The organism is Lysinibacillus sp. OF-1, from assembly GCF_028356935.1.
In the GTDB taxonomy this organism is placed as follows: Bacteria; Bacillota; Bacilli; order Bacillales_A; family Planococcaceae; genus Lysinibacillus; species Lysinibacillus fusiformis_D.
Map to the genome: position 1 here is coordinate 3,878,805 of NZ_CP102798.1, position 26,010 is coordinate 3,904,814.

Genomic DNA, 26,010 nt, shown 5'->3' on the forward strand with positions numbered 1-26,010 from the left:
TCACCTTATTTCTTCATTAATTCTAAGGATTGTGGTAAAAGCCACTGTAATACGACCTCAAAGCCGATTTGAAAATGAGGCTCTGTTAATGTCAGAACGGACTCTTCCTCTACTAAACTAAAGCAATGCTCCCCAACAATCACATCCCAAGCATCTATTTCTCCCTCTAGGATCTCACCGCACACAGTATAATACCCACTGTACATCATCTGTTGACCTTCGATAGGAAATGCATTCAATAATGTAGGTTGCTGTAAGTTTAACCCAAGCTTATTTGAAAAATGCAATAGTTCTTCATCGAGCCTCTCATTTGCCTTCAAGAAATTTTGATAAGCAAAATGATCCCCCTCTTGCATTTGTGTCATATAAAGAGCTTTTGTTTTCTCCTTATCAATAGTTAATACCCAATCTTCTATACGTACTTCTCCCATCCTAGCGCCCCCTAATTTGTAAATGTCACTGTCACAATTGTCCCTTTTCCTACCTCTGATGTAATAGCCAATTCATGTCCTAGCTTTTCACAGATTTCTTTGGCTAAATAAAGGCCCATCCCAGTAGATTCTCCTGTTTTCCGCCCATTTTCACCAGTAAAAAAGGCTTTCGTAACACGTGAAAGATCAGAAGCTGGAATCCCAATTCCCTCATCGCAAATGGCTAGCTGTACATAGTCATCCTTTTCAATGGCAGAAATCACAATTTTTTTATTGCTTTCAAACGTGTATTTCACCGCATTTGTAATAAATTGGCCAAGAATGAAGCGAAGCCATTTCGAATCACTGGCAACAATAAGATCATCCTCAATATGAATTTCTGGGAAAACTCTTTTCGTAATAAATAAACGTTTATTTTCATTAACAGTTGCAGTGACAATTGCTTTCAACGCAACCTGTTCCACTTGCATATCATCCTCAAAATTTTCTAAACGTGCATTAACAAGCACCATGTCCAAGCCTCTACGTAAACGATCAATTTCCTCCTGTACGTTCTTTTTATCCAGAGGTCGGTCATCCTGTAATAATAATTCAATGACTGAAATAGGTGTTTTCATTTGATGCACCCATTGGTTCATAAACTGATCATGTCTTTTTTGACTTGCATATAGCGCATGCAGCTCATGCTGATAAAGGCGATACAACTCGTGCATGTACTTTTCGGTTTGCATAGCTTCTGGCGTTTTTGCGTTTTTTTGTAGCACATCCTCCATTGCTGTTGGGAGATGAGTGATTTTCATCAAATAACGTTGGCGCATTAAATAACGCACAAGTAAAAATGAAGCTAATAAGACAAGGCTAATACAGAAGGAATAAATAGCTGTATCAATATTTCGAAAGCCATCTAGCATATAAATGACCATAATGAAGCCAACTAATAAGAGCTGGAACACAATAAATGATGCATAGTCACGTAAGAATAATTTCCAGCCCACTATAGCTCACCTGCGCTTAATATGAACCGATAGCCCGCACCACGTACAGTTTCAATTGTTGATGCTATGTGATAATCTGCTAACTTTTTTCGTACGCGCGTCATATTAACATTCAACGTGTTCTCATCGACAAATGCCTGATCGTCCCAGAGCTCCTCTAGTAGCTGTTCACGCGTCACGACTTTCGGTGCATTTCCCATAAGCAGCTCTAAAATGATGCATTCTTTTTTCTGAAGTGGAATTTCTAAATCATTTTTATGTAGCTCCATTCTTTCTAAATGAAGTACAAGCTGTCCTTGCTTGATTGTCCGTTCCTCTTGCCTTGCTGCATACTCACCATATGTACGGCGTAGATGACTACGGATTTTAGCCAAAACAATTTCATAGTTAAATGGCTTTGTAATGAAATCGTCGCCCCCATTTTCAAGCGCAAAAATTTGGTCCATTTCCCCAGAGCGAGCAGAAATGAAAATAATCGGGCATGTTGTAAGCTGGCGTAGCTGGCGACACCAATAATAGCCGTCATAAGCAGGTAAATTTATATCAAGCAGCACCATATGTGGATTAAATGCTGTAAATTCTTCGATGAGATGATCAAATTCTTGAATTGTTGCAACTTCGTATTGATATTTTCTAAGCGTTTCCGCTAGTAATGATGCAATCTTGACATCATCTTCTACTATGAATATTCGATGCTTTTCCATATCAACACTCCTTTCTTTCTATATTGTATCAAAAAAAGGTTCGACGACATAATTGTCAGCGAACCTTTAGGCTAAAACATTACACGAAACCGTATTTTCCTTAATAAATTAATTGTAAAAAGTCCTCAGTTGAAATTCCACCAAAATATGTAGGAATATCGATATCTGCTAATGCCTTAGCAATGGCAGCTCTATCATAGTTTGTCCCAACTAAAAGCTGTTCTATATCAGCCATATCCCCTACACCAAAGAAGTCACCAAAAATATGTGCCTCTTCAATCACACCATGATTAACTTCTAGGCGGATATCAATGCCACCTGTTGGGAAACGATGTGTTTTTTGAATATTAAAGCGTGGTGATTTCCCAAAATTCCACTCCCATGTTTGATAACGCTCTGCGGATAACTTGTGTATATTTGCCCAATCTTCCTCTGTTAACTCATAATAGCGAATATTTTCTTCTCCACCGAAAATGGATTTCAAAACTTCAAGACGGAATTCTTCTACTGTCATTTGTTCTTTTAAAAACTCCGAAATATTTGCTACTCGTGAACGGATGGATTTGATACCTTTTGATTCAATCTTATCTTTTTTGACTTTCAAAGCTGACACTACTGCATCAATTTCTGTATCAAACATTAATGTGCCGTGACTGAACATACGTCCTTTTGTAGAGAACTGAGCATTTCCAGAAACCTTTCGCCCTTCTGCTAGAATATCATTACGCCCTGAAAGCTCAGCATTGACACCCATTTTAGCTAGAGCATCTACTACTGGCTGTGTGAATTTTTTATAATTCATAAAGCTATTACCATCATCATTTGTAATAAAGCTGAAGTTAAGATTCCCTAAATCATGATAGACAGCACCACCACCTGATAAACGACGCACAACAATAATGCCATTGTCCTCTACGTAGTCTGTATTGATTTCTTCAACTGTATTTTGGTTTTTACCGATAATAATGGACGGTTGGTTAATATAAAAAAGAAGCACTGGCTCTTTCTCAACGTCCATTGTTTTTAATAAATACTCCTCAATAGCAAGGTTAATACGTGGATCATGGATCCCTTTATTATCAACGAAAATCATAGTTCACGTTTCCTCCTTCACAAATTATCCATATTTATTTTAACGTAAATTAGGCATTTTGTGTTGACGAAAAGCATCTGTTATAATACACTAGGAAATATCAAAACAGTAATAGTACAGATGAACTTAAAGGAGGAGTCCACAATGTTAGAAAACGTAGTTGAATTTTTCAAGAATTTACCTGCAAAGCAATGTACTGAGTGCGGTGAAAAAATGGAAGAACAAAGCGAATGCTACAGCAACACTTGTGAAAAATGTAACCACCTATAAGCATTTGCCTATACTGTAATTTGTCATGATTGCTACGTGCCCCACACGTAGCAATCATGACACACTTCATTACATTTGATGAACCCTTAATTAAATCTCTTACACTTACAAAAACAACAGCTGATACGCTCATATCAGCTGTTGTTTTATGTTATTGAAAAAAGGTGGTGTCAAGGCGAGGGATTACTTTCCGTTCCGTCAGCGTCCTTTCCAGGGGGTGTCCGATGAGCCGCTTCACTCACTGCGTTCGCTCCAATCAAGCATGTGGAGAAGTGCTGCGTGACAACACCCCTCTATAAAATGAGTAGTGAACATCTTCCCTTGAACCTTTGCTAAAAAGTTAACATTTTTATAGATTGGCGTGGAAGGCTACTTGACTCCCGTGGGATAGCGAGACAGGCGAGCCTCTAAACGGAGCGGTTGCGGAGGAAGCAGCTCGCCCACAGGAAAGCCAACGGAAATCTATTTTCACCTTTCACAACTATGCTATTGATGGTTTTGTTTTTATTTATATAGAGAGATATTGTGCATTTAGTGGAGACTCCAATAGGGCTAGCGTGCAAGGAAAACGCCAATTCATAGAGAAAACCAATAGTTGTCTATATATCCTTTTACCAAAAGAAGCACTCACCGAATAATCGATGAGTGCTTCAAATGTATTATTAGTTTTCTTCTGCTACTTTAGAGTAACGTTTGTTGTGAAGTAGCATGAAGTAACCGAATGTAATGGCTAAGAATGCTACTAAGAATCCAGCTAGAACACCATAGTTTTGCATTAAGAATGTCATATCACCAGTTGAAATACTTGATTTAAATGCTTGAACCGTATATGTCATTGGTAAAAGCTTGTTAAATACTTGTAATGGTGATGGAATTAATTCTAGTGGGAACGTACCTGCACTTGTTGTTAATTGTAAAATTAACACAACAATTGCGATGAAACGTCCTGGATCACCAAAGATCGAAACAAGCATTTGAATTAAGGCTAAAAATACATAGCTTGTTAATAATGCCGTTATGATAAAGTAGCCCATGTTATTTACTTCAAGTCCTAGACCCCATTTTACAATACCTACTGTTAGTAATGTTTGCACTAAACCTACAACGGCTAATACAGTCACTTTACTTGTAAACCAAGCTGCACCATTTTTTGGTCGGATAGCTGGTTCAACAAATGGGAACACAATCGAAATTAATAATGCCCCTACAAATAAGCCAAGAGAAATGAAGTATGGTGCAAAACCTGTACCATAGTTTGGAACATGGTTTACAGACTCTTTTTCAACCTCTACTGGACTACCTACCATATCATACGTGTCTTGATTTGCTTTGACCTCATTTGCTTTTTCACTAGCCTCACCTAGTTTGCTAGATAACGTTGTCGTACCATCTGCAAGCTCTGTAGAACCATCTGCAAGTGTTGCGGAACCTTGTGCTAGCTCACCAGATTTCGAAGCAAGCGTAGAAGTACCTTGATTTAATGTTGTTGTACCATTTGCTAATTCATTTAATCCAGATGCTAATGTTTTTGAACCTGTTACAGCTGTATTCACACCTGCATGTAGTTCACCTAATTTTGCAGCTAATGTCGCATTACCTGCTTGTAGACCTTTTGCACCTTCCATTAAAGCATTGCTTTTAGCTGTTAATGCGTTTGCACCAGCTAATACTTCTGCCTGACCTGCTGCAATTTGACTTGCACCAGAGCTTACTTGATTAGCACCAGCCTGTAATTTTTCTGTACCAGCAGATAAAGATGTTAAGCCGTTATGCACGCTAGCACTACCAGCTTGCAGCTCTGCTAATGTTTGCTTTAATCCTGCTGCTTGTTCCTCAGGCATTGAAGCCATCATCGTTTGTAATTGGCTAGATAAGGCTGTAATGCCTGCCTCCACTTTCGCAGAACCAGCTGTTAATTGGTTGGCTGCACCATTTAATGCACCTGCATTTTCAGCAATAGAAGCTGCGCCTGCACTAATTTGTTGTTGTTTATCGTTTAAAGTGTTTAAACCTGCCCCAACTTTTGCAACACCTTGAGTATATTGTGATAACCCTTGTTCAAGACTAGTTGCACCATTTGCTGCTTGCTGTGCACCTTGTTGTAATTGGACAGTACCATCTTGTAGTTTGACTAAACCGCTTGATAAATCATTCGCACCTTTCGCAGCATCTCCAGCACCTTTTGTCAGTTTATCTGTCCCATTCGACAGTTCAACTGTGCTTGAAGCTAATTGCTCTAGATAGCCTTTTAAATCTTTTGCACCATTTGCTACTTTTTGTGCACCCTCATCTAACTTATTCGAGCCATCAGCTGCCTCTGTAAAGCCATCTCCAAGTGTTGCAATGGAATCAAATAATTTTTCAGCATACGTTGCTGATACTTGTGAATTTACTTCAGCACGGACACGATCCATTGCAGTCTCACCAATTTGAGCACCAAGGAAGTTAAGACCTTCATTTGGAATGTAGTTCATCACTAATTTCGAAGGTTTGTCATCTAATAATGTTGTAGCATGCTCAGAGAAATTTGTTGGAATTTCTAAAATCATATAATAATCACGACTATTTAAGCCTTTTTCAGCTTCATCTTTTGAAACCTCTATAAAGTTAAATTGTTCGCTATCTATCAATTTATCAACTAAGGTATCCCCCAAGTCTAATTTAACGCCATCCATCTCAGCACCAGTATCCTCATTAACTACAGCTACTGGGAGATTAGGAAGCCCTGCATAAGGATCCCAAAACGCCCATAAAAACATACCTGCATACATTACTGGAATAAATAATACAGCAATGATTGAAACAAGCATTTTTCTTGTTTTAAAGATCTTCAGCCACTCAGCTTTAATCATATAATATCCTCACTCCTAAACTATTTGACCGAAAACGTCATTTGGTCATTTTCATTCAAAAAAAATAGTCAACCTCGGCAATTTTGCAAAAAGACACTTGATTCGACACTTTTATATCTGTCTTTTACCGAATCAAGTTAGAATCAAACCTCGAAAGATTGTTTCCTTGAAAAGATTAAGAATCTTTTCTTCAGGGATTACATCACCGTGTAACTCATGCCAATCGACAACAAAAGCAAGATATGCCTTTAACAATAAGTAACCGACCAGTTCTGCATCGCAATCTCTAATTTCACCTTTTTTAATACGACGCTGTATTAACTCTGAAACATACGATAAGATTTCTGTTTCGATGCGAAGTAGCACCTGTTTAACAGCTGGTGTTCGTAATTCTTTTTCTTCCTCGATTAGCTTTGCAAATAAAAGATGTTTTTCACGGAACTGTAGCATTTTCATTAAAGCATTATGCGCATTATCCATAAAGCTTGCTGATGCATCCAACACTGCATCTGCTTCCGCCTTCATCTCTCGTACAAGTGACATAGCAATCTCTTGAAATAAAATTTCTTTATTTGCAAAGAATGTATAAATCGTACCTTTACCGACATTAGCGATTTTCGCCACTTGCTCCATCGTTGTTGCTTTGTAGCCAAACAATGTAAAAGATTTTGCAGCTGCTTCAAGAATTTCCTGCCTACGATCCATTAGTAACATCCTTTCTTGTTAGGTTATGTACCTCTAATGTACACTTCAATAAAAATGACCAGAAAACCATTTCGGTCATCTGGTCATTATCATATTCCTATTTTTAAAAAAATGCAAGCATTTAATGATGATTTTTTTCATCTTTTTCTTCGTCATCATGATCAGCATCATTTGACGTACCATTACCATGATTCATCATATTGTTATCCATGCTGTTATTAGATTTCTCATCCTCTGGTAAAACCTGTGTCATATCTGGGCTACCAGCAATAATTTGCTGCTTTGGCATATTATGAACACCATTAGCTGTAGTATGTGCATACATATAGTAAACACCGTCATGATCGAATGTAGTCGTTGCTTTATAGACGCCGTCTTTTTCTAATTTCCCATCAATCATTTGTCCTTCATCACGTTTCCCTGATTCCCAAACTTCGAATTCTACTACAGCATCATCAACGTTTTCTCCACCTTGTTCAACGTGTGCCGCCAGCTCAATTGTTTCATTGAGTACTACCTCTTTTGGTGTTAAAATCTCTACCTCTGGAATTTGAGGTACAACTGGTTCTGGTAAAGCCTCTTTTTTTTCTCCACATCCTACTAATAATGTAGGCACTGCAATTAGCGCGAATAACCACTTTTTCATCTTTTAATCCTCCATTAATGGCAACCGGATTTTAACGGTTGTGCCTTTTTCAACAACACTTTCAATTTCTAACGATCCCTGTAACTGCTTTAATAACTGTTCAACAATGGATAACCCTAATCCACTACCACCGTCTGCACGACTCCGTGCTTTGTTAACACGATAAAATCGCTCTGTGACATGTGATAAATCCTCGGATGGAATACCGATTCCATAATCCTTGATTGTAATTTGTGCACTGCCAGTCTTTTCAACAGCAACAATTTCCACCTTAGAATTTTCATACGAGTAATTAATTGCATTTTCAATAATATTAATAAAGATTTGCTTTAGCTTTACTTCATCCGCTTCAATAATGAGCGCATCATCTACATCTACATGTAATGTTATGTTCTTTTTATCTGCTTGATGTGTTAGGATTTTTTGAACCTCTCGCAATGTCTCTCCTAGTGGAATAGGGTATAAAACTAAATTGGTTTGTTCATTTTCTGTTCTTGCCAGTTGAAGTAATTCGTTTGTTAACCGCTCCATTCGATTCGCCTCACGGACGATCAACTGTATGGTATCTTCTTTTTGACTTTCTGTAATGATGCCATTTTGCATAGCCTCGCTATAGCCTTTTACATAGCTTATAGGTGTGCGTAATTCATGCGAAACGGTTGCTAGAAACGTTTTTTGTGCTTCATCCTCCTGCTGAATGGCCTCTGCCATTTTATTAAAGGTACTAGATAATTTACCAATTTCATCTCGTGAATTGACAGGCACACGTGTCTCATAATTCCCATAGGACATCTGTTCCACTGCAAGTTGTAAATCGTTTAATGGTCGCATAATGTGCCGGATACCTTTATAAATCAAATAGCTAGCCACTACTAAAAATATGAAAGCACTAATAAACAACAAAATCACGCCACTATTAGCTAACTCACTAATTTTGGCTAATGGGAAATAAATATAAATGATACCCTCTAATCGATTTTGATCAACGAGCGGTATAACTACGGAAATAAGTTGTCGATCAAACCGTGGCTCATATCCAATTTTTTGCACATATTTTCCTGCTAATAATTTCTGTCTTTCCTCAGGGCCAATCAGGGTCTCATAATCTATATCAAATGGAACACAGGCACTTAACTCACGTGGATTCCTTACCGCAAATATATTTAAATTTGAGTAATCATTAAATTGTTCAATATCTGCAATAAATTCATCCGTCACCTTCCCATTGTCATACATGGTCTGTAGCTTCAAGCCAACTTCGACCATTGTCTCTTCTGTATCTTGTACATATAAACGTTGATACAAAAAGTTTGTGAGAACATACATAAAGACAACGGTAATGATTAAAAATGCAAAAATTAACAACCAAATGCGAGTGGCAATCTTTTTCATTCGCCAGGATCAAAGCGATAGCCCACTCCCCAAACGGTTTGAATATGCGCAGCCGCATCCTTTCCAAGCTTAATTCGTAAAGTTTTAATATGTGTATCGACCGTGCGTGTGCCTCCTACATAATCAATATCCCAAATACGCTCTAGTAATTGCTCTCTCGTATAGGCATTTCCCGGATTTTTCATAAATAAGTGCAATAGCTCAAATTCCTTTAAGGTAAGCGGAATACTCTTTCCATCAACAGATACTTTACGTGCAATTTCGTCTATTTTAATAGGACCAATAATCACGTACTTTTGCTGTAGCTCTGTAATATTCGCGCCACTTCTTCTTAATACAGCATAAATTCTCGCCACTAGTTCGTCATGTGTAAAAGGCTTAACAATATAGTCATCTCCACCAAGTGTAAGACCTTTCACCTTGTCCTCATTGGCATCACGTGCTGTCAGGAAAATAATCGGTACATTGGACATAGCACGAATACTTTGACAAACGACAAAGCCATCTTCATGGGGCATCATCACATCAAGTAATACTAAATCAATATTTTCACGTACTATCACATCATAAGCCTCAGTACCACTTGCGGCAGTAAATGTCTCTATATCCGAATTATTTAGCATCATCTCAATTAAATTACGCATATCCTGCTCATCATCAACTATTAACACAGTTGTCATCATTGTTCCTCCCTTACTAACAGTTGAAAAGCACCTTTCCCTACATCAACTGTTTTTTCCTTCTGATCACCCTTTATAAAGTACAATGTGTGATCGTCATAACCAGCGACAACAATATAGTCTTTAAACTGGTTCACTACAAAGGGATTTGCACCAACCTCTTGGTGCCATTTAATATGGCCATCAAAATCAGCAACATACAACTCATTGTGACCATGACTTACAACAAGAACGGCATCCTTGGTCTTTTTTAACCCTACTGGCATTAAAGGCATATCAATCTCTCCGTTCAGATGGCCAGTAGTCAAATCATATTTTTTAACGGAGCTGTTGGGCTTACTTCCTTCCCCATGCCCACCTACCCATAGCTCATGTGTCTCTTCTAAAATAGCTATGCCATGTGCGGATTTTTGAATTGGCCACTCTTGTTCAATGGTCAAATCCTTCATGTTTAACACTGATAATTTTGTATCTTTAAAATTAATAACATACAGTTTATCTTTATACGATGCCATTGACATAGGATAATTGCCAAGTTGTTGTCTGACTAGTTCATCTCCCTTTTGATCAAAGCTTGTCACCGTATTCGTTTTACTATTCGTTATAAAAAATTGCTTAATGTTGTCATCATAGTACACATTCGTTGTACCGATCTCTACTTTTTTGGAATAGCGCTTTTCTCCGGTCGATAATGTATAGACGTCGATATTATTTAATTGGTGTCCATACAATAAGATTTGGTCATTCCCTAACAGTATTGCCCCAGAATAAGCTTTATCAAATGACCAAGTAACAAATACATTGCCATCTTCATCAATAAAATCTAATGATGGTTCTTGTATGTTTAACGAAGCTATAAAATTCCGATCCCTTTCAATGGGTTCATATGATTTTTCAGTACAACCTGCTAACCATATAATTTGTAGTAACGAAAAAATGAAGAATGCCCATTTTTTCAACTTTATCACCTCTGCCCCTTTACTATACTTCACAATTGTGAAATTCGGGTGAAACTTGGAAGGTAAATTTATGACAAACCATAAAAATACTTTTCACATTTCAAACTCACGAACCACCTCTCAGTTCAATCATCCAACCCATACTGTCAGCGTTACATATACTACAAAGATACTGGTAAGGAGGAATATAGCGTGATTTCCATTAGCTTATGTATGATTGTAAAAAATGAAGAAGATGTTATTGGTCGATGTCTTGAGTCCGTCAAAGATATAGTGGATGAAATTAATATTATTGACACTGGTTCAACCGATAGTACAAAACAAGTGGTTGCACAATTTACAGACCGAATTTTTGATTTTAAATGGATACATCATTTTGCAGCGGCACGAAACTTTTCCTTTCAACAAGCAACAAAGCAATACATCCTCTGGCTAGACGCAGATGATGTTTTTTTAGAGGAAGATCAAGAAAAATTGAAGTCGCTCAAAGCCTCTCTAACCTCTGATATAGATGCCGTGTCCATGAATTATCATCTAAGCTATGATCATGAGGGAAATGTGGACGCCTTAATAAGGAGATATCGCCTTGTAAAAAGAGAAAAGCATTTTCAATGGATCGGTGCAGTTCATGAATATTTAGAAGTAGGGGGCGTGCTGTTTGATAGTGATATAGCCGTTAGCCATTTACCATTAACACATGATCACTCACGTAATATTACGATTTATAAGCAACTTATTGAAGCAGGAGAAACACTAACACCGCGAGATACATTTTATTTTGCTAATGAATTACTAGATCATGGTCAGTTTGAGGATGCCATTTACTATTACGAATTATTTTTAACCTCAAAGTTAGGCTGGGTAGAAGATAATATTCGCGCCTGTTTTAAATTAGCAGATTGCTATTCCAATTTAGACGATAGAGAAAACAACTTCAGTGCTATTTTACGAAGCTTTGAATACGATGTCCCCCGCCCCGAAGCCTGCTGTCGCCTTGGCTACCACTTCATGGAACAATTCAGGAATTACGAAGCTATTTTTTGGTACGAACAAGCACTGGTAATTAAACAAAATCCAAACGCTCCTTTTCAAAATAAAAGCTTTTCAACATGGCTCCCACACTTGCAGCTGTGCGTACTTTTCGACCGTTTACAGCAATACGAACTAGCAAATACCCATAATGAGCTAGCCAGCTCCTTCATTCCAAATGATCCAAAAATTTTACACAATAAAGAATATTTCAATCGTATTTTAACAATCGATCAAAATGACTCTTAGAAAATATCAATAACTAAATAAAAAGGATTTAGCCCCTATCGATATAGAAAACCTTCTACTATTTTAAGCGTAGTTGCAACGAATCTATAAATAACTTTAATAAGTAGATATGTGTCTACCTCCTCTATCATTGTGCAGAATACGATATTTGAGAGAGGAGGTGAGATTATGCATTTTGGAAAATTTATAGATAGAGTTTGCACTAAGTGTCATTCCTACCCTTGTTGTTGCAAAACTGGACCTATTCCCAGTTGTCCAATTTGGCCTGTAAAACCTACAGGACCTACTGGGGGGATAACTGGACCTACAGGTAGTACTGGGGTTACTGGCCCTACTGGCGTTACCGGGGCTACTGGCGTTACTGGGGCTACTGGCGCTACTGGCGTTACTGGGGCTACTGGCGCTACTGGCGCTACTGGAGATATCGGACCTACCGGGGTTACTGGGGTTACTGGGGCTACTGGCGTTACCGGCTCTACTGGAGATATCGGGCCTACCGGGGTTACTGGCGTTACCGGGCCTACCGGGGTTACTGGGGCTACTGGGGCTACTGGGGATATTGGATCTACTGGTGTTACGGGTGCTACTGGAGTTACTGGCCCTACTGGAGATGTTGGACCTACTGGAGCTACGGGCATTACTGGCGCTACTGGTTCTACTGGGGTTACTGGCCCTACTGGAGATATCGGGCCTACCGGGGTTACTGGACCTACTGGCGTTACCGGCTCTACTGGCGTTACCGGCTCTACTGGCGTTACCGGCTCTACTGGCGTTACCGGGGCTACTGGCGTTACCGGGGCTACCGGGGTGACCGGAGCTACGGGCCTTACTGGCTCTACTGGAGATATCGGACCTACCGGGGTTACTGGCTCTACTGGCGTTACCGGGGCTACTGGCGTTACCGGAGCTACGGGCCTTACTGGGGCTACTGGCTCTACTGGAGATATCGGACCTACCGGGGTTACTGGACCTACTGGTGCTACTGGGGATATCGGACCTACCGGGATTACTGGACCTACTGGTGCTACTGGGGATATCGGACCTACCGGGGTTACTGGACCTACTGGCGCTACTGGGGATATCGGGCCTACTGGTATAACTGGTGCTACTGGGGATATCGGGCCTACTGGCGTTACTGGAGCTACTGGGGTTACTGGCTCTACTGGGGATATTGGACCTACCGGGGTTACTGGTGCTACTGGGGATGTCGGACCTACCGGGGTTACTGGCTCTACTGGGGTTACAGGGCCTACTGGAGATATCGGACCTACCGGGGTTACCGGCGCTACTGGCGTTACAGGGCCTACTGGAGATATCGGGCCTACCGGGGTTACCGGGGTTACCGGCGCTACTGGTACTGCTGGCGTTACTGGACCTACTGGTGCTACTGGAGATATTGGACCTACCGGTGTTACTGGACCTACTGGTGCTACTGGTGTTACTGGAGCTACTGGGGTTACCGGAGCTACGGGCGTTACTGGGGTTACTGGCTCTACTGGCGCTACTGGCGTTACCGGCGTTACTGGACCTACTGGTGCTACTGGCTCTACTGGGGATATCGGACCTACTGGCGTTACTGGTTCTACTGGGGTTACTGGCTCTACTGGCGTTACCGGAGCTACTGGCGTTACTGGAGCTACTGGGGATATCGGGCCTACTGGTATAACTGGAGCTACTGGGGATATCGGGCCTACTGGGGTTACTGGCGCTACTGGGGATATCGGACCTACCGGGGTTACCGGCGCTACTGGGGATATCGGGCCTACTGGGGTTACTGGCGCTACTGGGGATGTCGGACCTACTGGTATAACTGGAGCTACTGGGGATATCGGGCCTACTGGTATAACTGGAGCTACTGGGGATATCGGGCCTACTGGGGTTACTGGAGCTACTGGGGTTACAGGGCCTACTGGAGATATCGGGCCTACCGGGGTTACAGGCGCTACTGGTACTGCTGGCGTTACTGGACCTACTGGGGTTACAGGGCCTACTGGCGTTACTGGACCTACTGGAGCTACTGGAGATATTGGACCTACCGGTGTAACTGGACCTACTGGGGTTACTGGGGTTACCGGAGCTACGGGCGTTACTGGCGTTACTGGCGTTACTGGGGTTACCGGACCTACTGGGGTTACTGGAGCTACTGGGGTTACCGGACCTACTGGGGTTACTGGACCTACTGGACCAGCGTTTACAGAAGGATTCTCTGCATTTAAAAATACTTTAGCTGTTAATGCTTCTACCTCCATCACTAACTGGAGTGTAGCATCACCTTACTTTACAACGCCTGCTTTCAATCCAACAACTGGAATATTCACTGTACCAACTACAGGTAGATATTCCTTTGAAGCGACCATTAACTACTCTACTACAGCGGCTATTAGTGTCACTTTAGGGGGTGGAATAAACCCTTCATTTGCAATACGACAAAATACTACTACGAATTTAATCAGTGGCTTATTCCCTGTATTAAACGTAAACGTCGCGCTCATATTAACATTGCGTGCGGTTCTTGGAAATGGAACGGTAACTTTGGCAGGAGAAGTACAATTAAACGCTGGAGACACTATCGATCTGTTCTATGAAGCCAATGGTTTGACAATCGGTCTTACACTAGGTGGTGCTAACTCTGGTGGTATCGTTTGGTCATGTCATCGAATTTCTTAGATTTAGATGGTCATCACTATTTGAAGCAAGTGGAAAAAGCAAACTACGAAATCGTGGTTTGCTTTTTCTTTTTCAAAAAACAAAAAATAGCACAAACATTTGTTATGCATGTTTGTACTATTTTTCATCTATTATTTAAACATTTCCATTAATACTTCATCTGCAACATGTTTACCTTGCTGCACACATTCTGGAATTGATATTCCCTCAAATGAGCTTCCTGCAAGCTTGACATTTGGAAAATGTTCTTGTAATTCCTGCTTTATACGTTGAACTTTCGCCTCATGTCCAACTGTATATTGAGGCATCGCATTTTTCCAACGTGTAACCACTGTCGTTAGAGGGTCCCCATCTATGCCAATCGTTTTCTTTAAATCCTGTAGCACCGTTTTTTCGATTTCAGTATCAGATAGTGCCACAATCGCTTCATCTCCCACTCGCCCAATATAACTACGTAATAGTACATAATCGTCTGGTGTGGTAGCTAGCCATTTTCTGTTCATCCATGTACAAGAAGTGATTGAAAAATCACTATTTCGAGAGACATAAAATGAAAGGGCATCTAGATCACCAAGTTGATCCTTTTTAAAGGCCATTGTAACGGTTGCAATCGTTGCAGCCTTCATTGTTCCCAATTCATGTAACAGATTATGCTTACTAAACATTTTTTCTGCCATATTAAAGGGAGTAGCAATAATAACAGCATCTGCTTTTATATGTGAGAAATTATTGAGCATTACTTGAACTGATCCATCTTTGCCATGCTCTATTTCTTCTACTTTGACACCCTTCATGACTGTCCCAGGAAGTAGTGATTCTTCTATACTTTCAATGAGTGTTTCAAGACCATTACTAAAGGTTTGAAAAATCCCTTTGTTTTCATCAATATGATGATTGCTTAAGAAATTTGTTCCTGACTTTTTCATGCCAATCAACAAACTCCGATATTTTTGCTCTAAACTATAAAGCTGCGGGAAAGTCGAGCTCATACTTAATTGCTCAATATCCCCTGCAAATGTTCCTGCTAGTAATGGTTCTACTAGATTTTCTACTATTTCAGAACCAAATCTTCTTCTAAAAAACGCGCCTAACGGCTGATCGTCATCTTGTGCAGAACGAGGGATGAAAAAATCCCCAGCCGCACGAACTTTACCGCTAAGTGAAAACAGACCTGATGCTATAAAGGATGAGATATGTGGTGTCTCTCCTGACAAGAGATGACTAGGTATTGGATATAACTGACTACCAACAGCAACATAAGTAGGCCCTGCATTGCTTGTCAATAATTTCTGTTCAATCCCGAGATCCTTTGCTAAATCATTAACATAATTTTCACGATCAAAAAAAGATTCTGGCCCACGCTCAATAATAAAACCATCTTTTCTTAAGGTCTGAATTTTTCCGCCAAGACGTAATGACGACTCGACAAGTACGATATCTAATGGCAATCCTTTTGCGCCTGCTTCTTTTTGCATATAGAATGCGGCTGTAAGGCCAGTAATGCCACCGCCTACGACAACTACCTTTCGTCTTTTCTGAGTCACCAACATCATCACTTTCTTTTCGCTTAGCTTAATTTTTTATGAATCGCATCTACCATCGCATCAATAAATAATGGGTGTGTATTTGGCATCGCTGGGCGATAGTATTTTGCGCCAAGTTCATCACAAACAACTTTACATTCAAAATCGTTGTCATATAACACTTCTAAATGTTCTGTTACAAAACCTACTGGTGTATAAACAAATGAACGGAAGCCTTTTTCTTCAAATAGCTCACGTGTTAAATCTTGAACATCTGGGCCAATCCAAGGCTCTGGTGTTTGGCCTGCTGATTGCCAGCCAACCTCTACATTTTTTAGACCTGTCGCAGCTTGAATAAGACGTGCTGTTTCAATTAATTGATCTTCATACGGATCGCCCAAGTTTTTAATTTTTTCAGGCAATGAATGTGCTGACACAATTAAACAAGCTGTTTCACGTTCTTCTTGTGGCATTGCATTAAATGTATCATTTACTTGTTGTTCCCAATACTCAATGAATTTCGGCTCATCATACCAAGATTCTACAGAAGTAATCGTTAAGCGACCTCCTGCTGCCTCTTCCGCACGACCGTTATAAGACTTAATAGAGAACGTAGAGAAATGAGGGGCTAGAACAATAGAAACCGCTTCTTTTATGCCCTCTGCCACCATTTGCTCTACTGCATCTTCAATAAATGGATGAATATGTTTTAAGCCAATAAACAATTTATATTCTACAGCATCCTGCACCTCATTTAAACGTGCACATAGGGCTTCAGCTTGTGCTTGTGTCGCCGCAGCTAATGGAGATAAACCACCGATAGCTTCATAGCGGCTACGTAAATCCTCTAAGTGCTCTGCCGAAGGTTTACGTCCATGACGAATATGCGTATAGTAAGGTTCGATATCTTCTTCTTTATAAGGTGTTCCGTATGCCATTACCAATAAGCCTTTAACTTCTTTCATTACCCTTTTCACCTCTAAAATTGTTTTATGTTTTCATACATTATGTGACAAAAAGAAGCTGCCCAATCTTTAATATTGGACAGCTCCCTTTCTATATGGAAAATAAAATTTCCTATGTAGAAAGGGACATATTTTTCACATTTAATTCACTTCTATTAAGAACGAGCTTGAATTTGTTGTGCACTGTATTCATGAATAAGTGTAGTGAGACGTTTTAAGATATCTGGGTCAACCTCTGGGAAAACACCATGTCCTAGGTTAAAGATATGACCTGGCATTTCTAAACCTTGTTCAATAATATCTTTTGTTCGTTTCTCAATGACTGACCAATCTGCTAATAAAAGGGATGGATCTAAGTTACCCTGTACCGGTTTTGTAATACCATTCGCACGCGCTTCTTTTATTGGCAAACGCCAGTCTAAGCCTACAACATCAATCGGTAAATCATTCCATTCCTTTGCTAAATGGCTCGCACCGACACCGAATTGAATGAGTGGCACATTTTCTTTTTGCAGCTCTGCAAAAATACGAGTCATAATTGGTTTAATAAATACACGATAATCCTCAACATTTAAGGCTCCTACCCAAGAATCAAATACTTGGATTGCCTTTGCACCAGCTTTAATTTGAGCAGTTACATCTGCAATAATCATGTCAGCTAGTTTATCCATTAATGCAAACCAAGCTTGTGGCTCTGATACCATAAATGATTTTGTTTTATTATAGTTTCTTGAAGGGCCGCCTTCAATCATGTAGCTTGCAAGTGTAAATGGTGCTCCAGCAAAACCGATTAAAGGAACATTCAATTGCTCTTCTGCCAATATCTTGATTGTTTCTAATACAAACGGTGTATGCTCATTAGCATTGAATTCACCTAATTTTTCTACATCTGCTACTGATTGGATAGGGTTTGAAATAACAGGACCAACGCCTGCTTTGATCTTTACATCTATCCCAATCCCCGGAAGAGGTGTCACAATATCTTTGTATAGAATGGCTGCATCGACATTATAATTTTCTACAGGTAGACGAGTGACATATGCACATAGCTCAGGTTGATGTGTAATTTCCTCTAAGGAATATTTTTCTTTAATGGCACGGTATTCTGGCTGAGAACGTCCTGCCTGACGCATATACCATACTGGCGTGTGTGCTGTCCTTTCTCCACGTGCAGCACGCAGGAGTGTATCATTAAAAGTTGTCATGAATAGTTCCTTCCCCTCGATAAATTCATACTATAAAATTGTCTTAAAAAATGTTTTGTTTATTCCTTTATTATTGATATCCGTTTCCAATAGTAAACGCTTCCTCCGTAATTGTATAGTTTTCCTAGTGAAATGTCATAAAATTGTTCTTTCTCGGCAGATTCTTTTTGAACAGAGCGTTAGACTTACGCTGAAAAGGGTATAATCACGCTATAATTAGTAAGATCGTAAGGAGGATAAATTGATGTATATTTATTTAACTTCTGGCACTGGTGATTTTTTAGAACAGGTAAAAAATAAGTATCCAAATGAGCATATGATTTTAATTCATGGGGATGGAAACTCTGTACTGATTCATGAGACAGAAGGAAAGACAGTTTTTGCGACACCACGTAAATTTGAGGTACTGGATTCAGTAAATGAATTAGAGGAACGAGGCTTCTTTGTATTTAATAATATTCCTGTGACAGATGAAGGACGACCTGTTTTCGAACACCGCTTTTTAGAGCGTTCACGCGCCATTGAAAATGAGCCTGGCTTTGTGGCGTTCCGTTTATTACGTCCGATCAAGAGTGATACTTACATTGTCATGACGCAGTGGAATGGACCACATTCATTTGAAGCATGGAAGAGCTCTAGAGCCTTTGAATCTGCACATGCTAAAAGAGATGATTCATCAGGTGTAAGCCAGCAAAATATCTTTTCAGCAGCTTCTTATGTAACAACTTATAGTGCTATGCCAAATGAGGATACAGAATAGTAGATAAAATAAAAGCTCATTTTCCGAATACTAGCATTGGAAAATGAGCTTTTCAATTTATCAGCTACAATCTATTTATTTGGAAATTTTTGCTGTTAATTCGCTAATTACAATAACAATGACAATGGCTAAATAAAACATTGGCTGTGTGATAGCACATAAACCAACAATAATAGCTTGTGTAACCATTGCTAAACGGACAGTTTGCTTTACAGCTAATTGGCGGGCATGCTCTGGTAAAGGATAGAGCATGTCCATTCGAAATTCACCACTTGATAGTAAGGCTTGTTTTAACTGAATTGTGGTCGCAAAGCTGAGTGCACCAGCAACAATCCATGTCACTACAGGAATATCAACAAAAACTGCGATGACTCCCGAAATGGCCGTAAGACGAAGCCATAAATAGAAATGGTCATCTGTACGGACAAAGGTACGAAACACCAAATATTTTTGAGCATTCTCTTTACCATATGGCACAAATCTATACAGCCAGTCCATCCAGCGTCGACGTCGGATACTTCCGTGTAGATGAGGTACATCTGTAAAATAATTAGCAAAACGGTAAAAGCTCATCATACGATTCTGTTCAATTTTGACAAAATGTTCATAAGGCACAGGTTCGCCAACTGATTTTTTCCTAAAGATAATGATATAAACCACACTAATAACTGTCGCTATTACCGCTAGTATTAGCTGAGCATGAAGCCCCATGTATAAAACAGCCCCGAATATGACAGCTCGAATAAGCCTGTCCACCCAAACCATTTGACCTCGCTCACTGTATCGGTAGCTGAATTCTCCTTGCACACTTATATATTTCAATACAATGATAAGTAAAAAGATCGTCCATATTTCAGTTGTTGTTAATGCCGTTACGGCTTTCAATAATGGAATACATACAATATAAACAATCGCTACAATCCATACTTGGGACCAGAACGTCCAAGCCAATGCTTTGCTAAAATATTGAGACATTTTTGATTCTAAAGGTAATAAGTATACTTGATCTGGTTCTCTCAACAGCGTAGTAGGACGGCTAAAGGCCAATAAAATCCCTATCATAACAGCTATGACGATTTCTGCTGGAAAGTCTGTTTGGACAACTTTCAGCCATTCGCTATATTGGTAGCCCCCTGCTCCAATAAGAAATACAAGTACAATTGCAATATGCCCTGTAAAAATAAATTGCATATACTTTTGTACTTCTCCTATATAATGCACGAAGCGAGAGGACCATACATCACGCAAATTCTTCATGGTCCCGCTCCTTTGTCATGGCAATATAAAGATCATCTAATGTCGCATTCGGCATAGCAAATGATTGACGCAATTCCGCCATCGTCCCCTGTGCTCGCACTCTTCCTTCGTGCAATAAAATAATTCGATCGCAATGCTTTTCAGCCGTCGATAGAATATGCGTAGACATTAATATAGAAGCACCTTCTTTTTTCTTTTCATCCATCTGATCTAGTAATGATTGAATACCTAGTGGATCTAACCCCACAAAAGGCTCATCAATAATATATAGACTTGGATTCACTAAAAAAGCACACATAATCATGACTTTTTGACGCATCCCCTTTGAAAAGTGTGAAGGGAACCAATTTAATCTTTTCTCCATGCGAAACTCTTTTAATAGCACCTCAGAACGAGCATCGAGGGTTGCCCTATTAATCCCATAAGCCATCGCTGTCAATTCTAGATGCTCTCTTAATGTTAATTCATCGTATAATACAGGAGTTTCAGGAATATAGGAAAATGCTGTCCGATATTTGTCCGTATCTTCCTTCAATGTCACACCATTTAAACGAATATCCCCTTCCTTTGGCAACATCGTTCCGATAATATGTTTAATCGTTGTACTTTTACCAGCTCCATTTAAGCCGATTAAGCCAACTAATTCTCCTTTTCCAATTGTAAAAGATAAATCTTTAATCACAGGCTTTCTTGTATAACCACCTGTCACATGCTGTACCTCTAATACTGACATATCCTCACTCCTCTTCTTGTTTTATATTTTATCAAAAATTAGCAAATGATACAGGTTTGAGTATGATAGAATGTACTTACATATACGTTAAGGGGGAAATTCTCATGAGCGATTGCCTATTTTGCAAAATTATTGACGGATCTATTCCAAGTACCAAAGTTTACGAGGACGATCATGTCTATGCATTTACAGACATCTCACCTGTTGCAAAAGGTCATACATTATTAATTCCAAAGCATCACTGTCAAGATCTATTTGAAATGCCAGAGGATGTAGCACGTAATCTATATGCAGTTGCACCAAAAATCGCTAATGCTATTAAAGCAGCATTTCAGCCAATAGGTATGAATACGATTAATAACAATGGTGCTGCCGCTGGACAAACTGTTTTCCACTACCACTTACATTTTATTCCGCGTTACGATGAAAAAGAAGGACTAGGCTTAATTTGGCAGACTCAAAAATATTCACCAGAGCAGTTAGCTGAAGTTGCAGAAAGTATTAAAGCCAATCTATAAGTCATTTGTAATATATTAACATTAAAATGTTCAGAAAACTGTATTGCAAATTGAAAAATTTTGGCGTACAATCACAAATAAGTTTCGCTAACGATCAAGAGGATACGTTAGGAGACAAATAGATTAGCTTAGTCGAGGAGAGATACAGATGAATACAAAAAATTTAGTATTAATGGCATTATTAGTAGGTGTCGGTGCAGCCCTTTATGTGGTGACACCAGGTATGGTGAATGGCATGAAACCTGATTTCATGTTAACAATGATGTTTATTGGCATTTTATTGTTCCCCACTGTGAAAGAAACGTTCTTACTTTCGCTTTCAACAGGCGTACTTTCAGGTTTATTTACAACATTCCCAGCAGGTCTTGTCCCAAATATTATTGATAAAGCAGTAACAGGCTTTGTCTTTTTAGCCGCTTTATTGATTCTCAAAAAACTAGCAAATCATTTCGCTGTATCAGCTATCTTAGTTGGATTAGGAACTATTCTTTCAGGAACTGTCTTTTTAGCCGTAGCACTTTTTGTGTTCAATGCAAATGTTGGTGCAACGTTTGCGATGTTATTTATTGGCGTTGTCCTGCCAGCTGTCGCATTTAATGTCGTTGCTTTTGCCGTCATTTATCCCATTGTCACAAAATTAGTGAAGCGTTCTAAATTCAATACAGCCATTTCTCAAATATCATAAACACTTACTTAAAATAATTAAAAGAAACTAAACGGTGATGGTAAATCACTCGTCTAGTTTCTTTTTTCTTTTTGTATTTGTACAATTCATGGTTTAATAGTAGATAAACATGACTAGAAATGAGGTATCAATATGAAAGCAAAACCATTTTTACTTGGACTAACAACAGGCATTATCGGTGGGACAGTCGCTGTACTTTTTTCAACGCCACAATCAGGACAACAGCTACGTGCTTCTGTCAAACAAAATGTCGATCAGACAAAAGGAATGCTCCTTGATGTCAAACAACAAGTAGGGACTGTTAAACAATCTGTCAACACTTTAACAATTGAAGTAAAAAATAATATCCCACAAATAATAAATGATTTAAAACAAACAATTACAACTTTCACTGAAGAAATCGAACCAACTAAAAATAATTTGCAACAAGAATTAGATGCATTACAGAATTCGATTAGCGAAATCGAGAAAAACATTGCACAAATTACAGAAAATAAGAAAAAACCACAAGAAAAAGTTAGCGACTAAAGTCCTTTTCGAATGGTAAAAAATCTATTTTTTTATCAAAAATCATTACTATAATATTATTTTTTAACCACTTTTCAATTTTTTAATTTTTCTAACTTTAAACTTTTTTTCTTTACTGCTATAATATTTTTAAAAATGTGAAAGAAAGCAGTAGGTGATGGCTTTGTCAGAGGAATTATATACACAAAAAGAAGCGATGCTTTATAGTCAAAGAATCGCACAGTTATCTAAAGCGCTATGGAAAGCGGTAGAAAAAGATTGGCAACAATGGATTAAACCTTATGATCTAAATATTAATGAACACCATATTTTATGGATTTCATATCATTTAAAAGGAGCATCCATTTCAGATGTAGCAAAATTTGGCGTGATGCACGTTTCTACCGCATTTAATTTCTCCAAAAAGTTAGAAGAGCGTGGCTTCCTTAAATTTTCGAAGCGTGATGACGACAAACGTAATACTTACGTGGAGCTAACTGAAACTGGGACAGAACTCATTATAGAGATGAATAAAAACTACCATAATACGTATCATTCCGTATTAGAAGGATCACTAGCATTAAAAGATCTATATGGCCGTTTCCCAGATTTTTTAGATGTGATGGCTGTTATTCGTAATATTTATGGTGAGGATTTCATCGATATTTTCGAACGTTCCTTCCAACATTTCCGCGATTCCTTTGACACACTAGAAGAACGCACACCTGTAAAAGGATAAGACGAAGCTTCAAACTGCACAAAATTTTTCCTGCCCTTATTTATTAGTTGAACATAATGAGGTATACTACTGTTCATTCAGGAATAAATCATGTGAAAGGAGGTATTTCAGAAATATTTCTGAAATACCTCCTTTTTCTTGCATTCTAACATCATTCAATTTACATTAAATAGGACACTTCCTATTTCGGAGTTGATACTAAGCCATGCATTGTTGGAAAATTTTAAATCTAGAACATCATTACGGTACTACGCGTATTATTATAATGAGTGTTATTACCTTTTTGTCGGTCTTTTCTGTTTCGTATGTATTGTTTAATTTATTCAACGAGGAGCATTATACAGATCGTTTATTCTGGCTCTTTGTCATAGCAGCCTTAACACTTTATCCAGTTCATAAATTTTTACATTTTCTGGCACTATACGATTTACGCCAGCATTTAAAATTGCGTGTACGTACTCAATTTTATATAATTCCAGTTTTACACATGCGTATTCGTGAGCCTTTATCAAAAAATCGTTACATCTTAGCATTACTTACGCCTTTTATCATTCTAAACACAAGTATTATAATAGGAACTTGGCTTTTACCGGCATACACACATTATGGTACATTGCTGCTAGCCTATCATTGTAGTCTATGTTTGATTGATATCCTTTACGTGAAATACCTTTTGCACTCACCTAAAAATTCGCAAATAGAGGAAACACCTAAAGGTTATGAAATTTTAGTTCCACCAACCGTTCACTAAATGCTTGTACTTGTTTTTTAATGACGTTCTTTGTTATGCTATTACTATTGAAAGAGGGGAGGAATAGACTTGCTATTAATGATTGTAGTTCTATTCTCGGTATTCTATTTATTTCAAATTAACCGCATGACATATGCTCTATGCATGCGACGTGAAATTCCCGAAGAAAACCAACCAAAAATATTCCGAACTATAAATATACTTATTACCATATTACTTGTCTCATTCTATATTGAAATTTTATATGCAGTATAACAGTACATCCGCGCCCGTCCGCACGCTCGAAGAACAAGTCGAGCCCCCCATGCAACAACTTTTTCTAACCAAGAAGATTGGTAGTATCTAAGGCATGCGGCGCGAATGTCTAACATTGTTAAGAAAAGCTAAGAGTTAGAGCTCTTAGCTTTTCGCTGTTTTATTAATTAGTATAGGAACGCTGCACCAACGATAATTAATAAAATAAATAACACAACTAATAAAGCAAAGCCTGAGCCGTAGCCACCGCCACCGTATCCTCCGTTGCCCATAACTTCACCCCCTTTCTTTTCTATATCCTATGCGCTTCAAAATTTGAAATATAGGCAATACTCAAGGGGGAACCATTTTGTTTTTAAAACGTTTATGTTATAGTAAAAAATGGACGAAACCATGTTAGGAGAGAATATCCACTATGAAAAAGACAGTTTTATCTTTAACTCTAGCTGCATCTGTATTAGCGCTTGGTGCTTGTAGCGGCGGAGACAGCAAAGCCATCGTTACTTCTAAAGTGGGCGATATTTCAGTAGCTGATTTTAATGAAAAGGCAAAAGCTTTAACAGGCTCATATGTAATGCAACAATTGGTGACTGAAAAAGTTTTAGCTGACAAATATGAAGTAACAGATAAAGAAATTAAAGAAGCTTATGACACAACAGCTTCACAATTTGGTGAAGGCTTTACACAAGCACTTGCTGAAAGTGGCTTAACAGAACAGGGCTTTAAAGATTCTTTACGTGTTCAACTTCTTCAAGAGAAAGCTTTAAAAGATCAAGCAATTAAAGAAGAAGATGTGAAAAAATACTACGAGCAAATGAAAACAGAACTTAATGGTCGTCATATTTTAGTAGCAGATGAAAAAACAGCTAAAGAAGTCATTGAAAAAATTAAGGGCGGCGCTAAGTTTGAGGATGTAGCAAAAGAGTACTCAACAGATACAGGTTCTGCTCAAAAAGGTGGAGAGCTTGGATGGTTCTCTGTTGGTGCAATGGTAGATGAATTTAACGATGCTGCTTACGCTCTTGAATTAAATACATTGAGTGAGCCAGTAAAATCTAGCTTTGGTTATCATGTAATTGAAATTACGGAGAAGCGTGATGTAAAAGATGTCGGTGCATTTAAAGATGAAGAAGAAAACATTCGTTCAACAATGTTAAATAAACTAAACCAAACAGGTGAAGCTCAAGCTATTCTAAAAGATATCATTGCAAAAATGGCTAAAGATGCGAATGTTAAAACATCTGATAAAGATTTAAAAGATTCACTAGAATTCTTCACAACAACAAGTGAAGAACAGGCAAAAGCAGCTGAAGAAGCAGCTAAAAAAGCAGAAGACAAAGCTGCTAAAGAAGATTCTGAAGACAAAGCAGAAGATACGGACAAGGAATCTAAATAATCGAGGGAATATTGTTTATCAATTGAACAATATCCACAACAAAA

27 protein-coding genes are annotated in these 26,010 nt (G+C 38.7%); 11 read left to right on the top strand and 16 right to left on the bottom strand.

What is annotated here, in order from left to right:
- Positions 1 to 5: 5 nt before the first annotated feature.
- The 4 genes from NV349_RS18985 to NV349_RS19000 form a co-directional block, all read right to left on the bottom strand.
- Complete coding sequence (locus NV349_RS18985) at positions 6 to 431, bottom strand: hypothetical protein (protein WP_036128029.1); 426 nt, start codon at positions 429 to 431, stop codon at positions 6 to 8.
- Between the two features lie 11 nt (positions 432 to 442).
- Positions 443 to 1,426, bottom strand: a complete 984-nt coding sequence (locus NV349_RS18990) for a sensor histidine kinase (protein WP_036128032.1) — start codon at positions 1,424 to 1,426, stop codon at positions 443 to 445.
- Positions 1,426 to 2,130 carry a response regulator transcription factor gene (locus tag NV349_RS18995; protein WP_036128035.1) on the bottom strand — a complete coding sequence of 235 codons (705 nt, stop codon included), beginning with the start codon at positions 2,128 to 2,130 and terminating at the stop codon, positions 1,426 to 1,428. Before NV349_RS18995 ends, NV349_RS18990 begins: the two co-directional genes overlap by 1 nt.
- 100 nt (positions 2,131 to 2,230) lie before the next feature.
- Positions 2,231 to 3,223 carry a lipoate--protein ligase gene (locus tag NV349_RS19000; RefSeq protein ID WP_036128038.1) on the bottom strand — a complete coding sequence of 331 codons (993 nt, stop codon included), beginning with the start codon at positions 3,221 to 3,223 and terminating at the stop codon, positions 2,231 to 2,233.
- A gap of 144 nt (positions 3,224 to 3,367) precedes the next feature.
- On the opposite strand from NV349_RS19000, the gene yhfH reads away from it, so the two are divergent.
- A complete protein-coding gene (gene yhfH / locus NV349_RS19005; protein ID WP_004230455.1) occupies positions 3,368 to 3,493 on the top strand; it encodes a protein YhfH in 126 nt (41 codons plus the stop codon).
- Positions 3,494 to 4,155: 662 nt separating this feature from the next.
- Here the strand turns inward: yhfH and NV349_RS19010 are convergent.
- From NV349_RS19010 to NV349_RS19035, 6 genes are all read right to left on the bottom strand, one after another.
- Positions 4,156 to 6,345 carry a YhgE/Pip domain-containing protein gene (locus NV349_RS19010; RefSeq protein ID WP_271910910.1) on the bottom strand — a complete coding sequence of 730 codons (2,190 nt, stop codon included), beginning with the start codon at positions 6,343 to 6,345 and terminating at the stop codon, positions 4,156 to 4,158.
- Between the two features lie 132 nt (positions 6,346 to 6,477).
- Positions 6,478 to 7,050, bottom strand: coding sequence for a TetR/AcrR family transcriptional regulator (locus NV349_RS19015; RefSeq protein ID WP_036128535.1), 573 nt, complete (start codon positions 7,048 to 7,050; stop codon positions 6,478 to 6,480).
- Between the two features lie 121 nt (positions 7,051 to 7,171).
- Positions 7,172 to 7,696 carry a FixH family protein gene (locus NV349_RS19020; RefSeq protein WP_036128538.1) on the bottom strand — a complete coding sequence of 175 codons (525 nt, stop codon included), beginning with the start codon at positions 7,694 to 7,696 and terminating at the stop codon, positions 7,172 to 7,174.
- Positions 7,697 to 7,699: 3 nt separating this feature from the next.
- The gene (locus NV349_RS19025) at positions 7,700 to 9,088 is read right to left on the bottom strand and encodes a sensor histidine kinase (RefSeq protein ID WP_036128540.1); all 1,389 of its coding nucleotides are present in this window, start codon (positions 9,086 to 9,088) and stop codon (positions 7,700 to 7,702) included.
- Positions 9,085 to 9,768: a response regulator transcription factor gene (locus NV349_RS19030; RefSeq protein ID WP_036128542.1), complete on the bottom strand. Its 684-nt coding sequence runs from the start codon at positions 9,766 to 9,768 to the stop codon at positions 9,085 to 9,087. The genes NV349_RS19025 and NV349_RS19030 overlap by 4 nt, the downstream gene beginning before the upstream one ends.
- On the bottom strand, positions 9,768 to 10,736 hold the full coding sequence (locus NV349_RS19035) for a YncE family protein (RefSeq protein WP_271910912.1): 969 nt from the start codon (positions 10,734 to 10,736) through the stop codon (positions 9,768 to 9,770). Before NV349_RS19035 ends, NV349_RS19030 begins: the two co-directional genes overlap by 1 nt.
- A 183-nt stretch (positions 10,737 to 10,919) precedes the next feature.
- Here NV349_RS19035 and NV349_RS19040 point away from each other — a divergent pair, with 183 nt between their 5' ends.
- Both NV349_RS19040 and NV349_RS19045 read left to right on the top strand, forming a co-directional pair.
- Positions 10,920 to 12,005: a glycosyltransferase family 2 protein gene (locus NV349_RS19040; RefSeq protein ID WP_036128547.1), complete on the top strand. Its 1,086-nt coding sequence runs from the start codon at positions 10,920 to 10,922 to the stop codon at positions 12,003 to 12,005.
- 168 nt (positions 12,006 to 12,173) lie between these two features.
- On the top strand, positions 12,174 to 14,672 hold the full coding sequence (locus NV349_RS19045) for a beta strand repeat-containing protein (protein ID WP_271910914.1): 2,499 nt from the start codon (positions 12,174 to 12,176) through the stop codon (positions 14,670 to 14,672).
- A gap of 131 nt (positions 14,673 to 14,803) precedes the next feature.
- On the opposite strand, the gene hemY is transcribed toward NV349_RS19045, so the two are convergent.
- From hemY to hemE, 3 genes are all read right to left on the bottom strand, one after another.
- On the bottom strand, positions 14,804 to 16,225 hold the full coding sequence (gene hemY, locus NV349_RS19050) for a protoporphyrinogen oxidase (RefSeq protein ID WP_058843262.1): 1,422 nt from the start codon (positions 16,223 to 16,225) through the stop codon (positions 14,804 to 14,806).
- 14 nt (positions 16,226 to 16,239) lie between these two features.
- Positions 16,240 to 17,160: a ferrochelatase gene (hemH, locus tag NV349_RS19055; RefSeq protein WP_058843261.1), complete on the bottom strand. Its 921-nt coding sequence runs from the start codon at positions 17,158 to 17,160 to the stop codon at positions 16,240 to 16,242.
- Positions 17,161 to 17,315: 155 nt separating this feature from the next.
- Complete coding sequence (hemE, locus tag NV349_RS19060) at positions 17,316 to 18,365, bottom strand: uroporphyrinogen decarboxylase (RefSeq protein ID WP_271910916.1); 1,050 nt, start codon at positions 18,363 to 18,365, stop codon at positions 17,316 to 17,318.
- A gap of 244 nt (positions 18,366 to 18,609) precedes the next feature.
- Between hemE and NV349_RS19065 the strand changes: the two genes are divergently transcribed.
- Complete coding sequence (locus tag NV349_RS19065) at positions 18,610 to 19,125, top strand: antibiotic biosynthesis monooxygenase family protein (protein ID WP_036117408.1); 516 nt, start codon at positions 18,610 to 18,612, stop codon at positions 19,123 to 19,125.
- Between the two features lie 75 nt (positions 19,126 to 19,200).
- On the opposite strand, the gene NV349_RS19070 is transcribed toward NV349_RS19065, so the two are convergent.
- On the bottom strand, positions 19,201 to 20,382 hold the full coding sequence (locus NV349_RS19070) for an ABC transporter permease (protein ID WP_036117410.1): 1,182 nt from the start codon (positions 20,380 to 20,382) through the stop codon (positions 19,201 to 19,203).
- Positions 20,366 to 21,115: an ABC transporter ATP-binding protein gene (locus NV349_RS19075; protein WP_036117411.1), complete on the bottom strand. Its 750-nt coding sequence runs from the start codon at positions 21,113 to 21,115 to the stop codon at positions 20,366 to 20,368. The genes NV349_RS19070 and NV349_RS19075 overlap by 17 nt, the downstream gene beginning before the upstream one ends.
- A 104-nt stretch (positions 21,116 to 21,219) precedes the next feature.
- Here NV349_RS19075 and NV349_RS19080 point away from each other — a divergent pair, with 104 nt between their 5' ends.
- From NV349_RS19080 to NV349_RS19105, 6 genes are all read left to right on the top strand, one after another.
- A complete protein-coding gene (locus tag NV349_RS19080; protein ID WP_036117412.1) occupies positions 21,220 to 21,633 on the top strand; it encodes an HIT family protein in 414 nt (137 codons plus the stop codon).
- Between the two features lie 148 nt (positions 21,634 to 21,781).
- Positions 21,782 to 22,318: a tryptophan transporter gene (locus NV349_RS19085; RefSeq protein ID WP_036117414.1), complete on the top strand. Its 537-nt coding sequence runs from the start codon at positions 21,782 to 21,784 to the stop codon at positions 22,316 to 22,318.
- Positions 22,319 to 22,450: 132 nt separating this feature from the next.
- Positions 22,451 to 22,846 carry a YtxH domain-containing protein gene (locus tag NV349_RS19090; protein WP_036117416.1) on the top strand — a complete coding sequence of 132 codons (396 nt, stop codon included), beginning with the start codon at positions 22,451 to 22,453 and terminating at the stop codon, positions 22,844 to 22,846.
- A 157-nt stretch (positions 22,847 to 23,003) separates the two neighbouring features.
- Positions 23,004 to 23,564 carry an HTH-type transcriptional regulator Hpr gene (locus NV349_RS19095; protein WP_036117418.1) on the top strand — a complete coding sequence of 187 codons (561 nt, stop codon included), beginning with the start codon at positions 23,004 to 23,006 and terminating at the stop codon, positions 23,562 to 23,564.
- Positions 23,565 to 23,769: 205 nt separating this feature from the next.
- The gene (locus tag NV349_RS19100) at positions 23,770 to 24,315 is read left to right on the top strand and encodes a DUF3267 domain-containing protein (protein WP_036118042.1); all 546 of its coding nucleotides are present in this window, start codon (positions 23,770 to 23,772) and stop codon (positions 24,313 to 24,315) included.
- 69 nt (positions 24,316 to 24,384) lie between these two features.
- On the top strand, positions 24,385 to 24,570 hold the full coding sequence (locus NV349_RS19105; protein ID WP_008173337.1) for a hypothetical protein: 186 nt from the start codon (positions 24,385 to 24,387) through the stop codon (positions 24,568 to 24,570).
- 167 nt (positions 24,571 to 24,737) lie between these two features.
- Here the strand turns inward: NV349_RS19105 and NV349_RS19110 are convergent, their stop codons facing one another.
- Positions 24,738 to 24,842, bottom strand: coding sequence for a YjcZ family sporulation protein (locus NV349_RS19110; RefSeq protein WP_004230765.1), 105 nt, complete (start codon positions 24,840 to 24,842; stop codon positions 24,738 to 24,740).
- Positions 24,843 to 24,985: 143 nt separating this feature from the next.
- On the opposite strand from NV349_RS19110, the gene NV349_RS19115 reads away from it, so the two are divergent.
- Complete coding sequence (locus NV349_RS19115) at positions 24,986 to 25,966, top strand: peptidylprolyl isomerase (protein WP_089933897.1); 981 nt, start codon at positions 24,986 to 24,988, stop codon at positions 25,964 to 25,966.
- Positions 25,967 to 26,010: the final 44 nt, after the last annotated feature.

Bases quoted from the DNA above. Each gene is read 5' to 3' on its own strand.
- NV349_RS19045 (WP_271910914.1), top strand. From the start codon at position 12,174: ATGCATTTTGGAAAATTTATAGATAGAGTTTGCACTAAGTGTCATTCC.
- NV349_RS19000 (WP_036128038.1), bottom strand. From the start codon at position 3,223: ATGATTTTCGTTGATAATAAAGGGATCCATGATCCACGTATTAACCTT.
- NV349_RS19095 (WP_036117418.1), top strand. From the start codon at position 23,004: ATGGCTTTGTCAGAGGAATTATATACACAAAAAGAAGCGATGCTTTAT.
- NV349_RS19070 (WP_036117410.1), bottom strand. From the start codon at position 20,382: ATGAAGAATTTGCGTGATGTATGGTCCTCTCGCTTCGTGCATTATATA.
- NV349_RS19015 (WP_036128535.1), bottom strand. From the start codon at position 7,050: ATGGATCGTAGGCAGGAAATTCTTGAAGCAGCTGCAAAATCTTTTACA.
- NV349_RS19085 (WP_036117414.1), top strand. From the start codon at position 21,782: ATGAATACAAAAAATTTAGTATTAATGGCATTATTAGTAGGTGTCGGT.
- NV349_RS19030 (WP_036128542.1), bottom strand. From the start codon at position 9,768: ATGACAACTGTGTTAATAGTTGATGATGAGCAGGATATGCGTAATTTA.
- NV349_RS18985 (WP_036128029.1), bottom strand. From the start codon at position 431: ATGGGAGAAGTACGTATAGAAGATTGGGTATTAACTATTGATAAGGAG.
- NV349_RS18995 (WP_036128035.1), bottom strand. From the start codon at position 2,130: ATGGAAAAGCATCGAATATTCATAGTAGAAGATGATGTCAAGATTGCA.
- yhfH (WP_004230455.1), top strand. From the start codon at position 3,368: ATGTTAGAAAACGTAGTTGAATTTTTCAAGAATTTACCTGCAAAGCAA.
- NV349_RS19075 (WP_036117411.1), bottom strand. From the start codon at position 21,115: ATGTCAGTATTAGAGGTACAGCATGTGACAGGTGGTTATACAAGAAAG.
- NV349_RS19065 (WP_036117408.1), top strand. From the start codon at position 18,610: ATGTATATTTATTTAACTTCTGGCACTGGTGATTTTTTAGAACAGGTA.
- hemH (WP_058843261.1), bottom strand. From the start codon at position 17,160: ATGAAAGAAGTTAAAGGCTTATTGGTAATGGCATACGGAACACCTTAT.
- NV349_RS19020 (WP_036128538.1), bottom strand. From the start codon at position 7,696: ATGAAAAAGTGGTTATTCGCGCTAATTGCAGTGCCTACATTATTAGTA.
- NV349_RS19115 (WP_089933897.1), top strand. From the start codon at position 24,986: ATGAAAAAGACAGTTTTATCTTTAACTCTAGCTGCATCTGTATTAGCG.
- NV349_RS19080 (WP_036117412.1), top strand. From the start codon at position 21,220: ATGAGCGATTGCCTATTTTGCAAAATTATTGACGGATCTATTCCAAGT.
- NV349_RS19110 (WP_004230765.1), bottom strand. From the start codon at position 24,842: ATGGGCAACGGAGGATACGGTGGCGGTGGCTACGGCTCAGGCTTTGCT.
- hemY (WP_058843262.1), bottom strand. From the start codon at position 16,225: ATGATGTTGGTGACTCAGAAAAGACGAAAGGTAGTTGTCGTAGGCGGT.
- NV349_RS19025 (WP_036128540.1), bottom strand. From the start codon at position 9,088: ATGAAAAAGATTGCCACTCGCATTTGGTTGTTAATTTTTGCATTTTTA.
- NV349_RS19090 (WP_036117416.1), top strand. From the start codon at position 22,451: ATGAAAGCAAAACCATTTTTACTTGGACTAACAACAGGCATTATCGGT.
- NV349_RS19010 (WP_271910910.1), bottom strand. From the start codon at position 6,345: ATGATTAAAGCTGAGTGGCTGAAGATCTTTAAAACAAGAAAAATGCTT.
- NV349_RS19100 (WP_036118042.1), top strand. From the start codon at position 23,770: ATGCATTGTTGGAAAATTTTAAATCTAGAACATCATTACGGTACTACG.
- hemE (WP_271910916.1), bottom strand. From the start codon at position 18,365: ATGACAACTTTTAATGATACACTCCTGCGTGCTGCACGTGGAGAAAGG.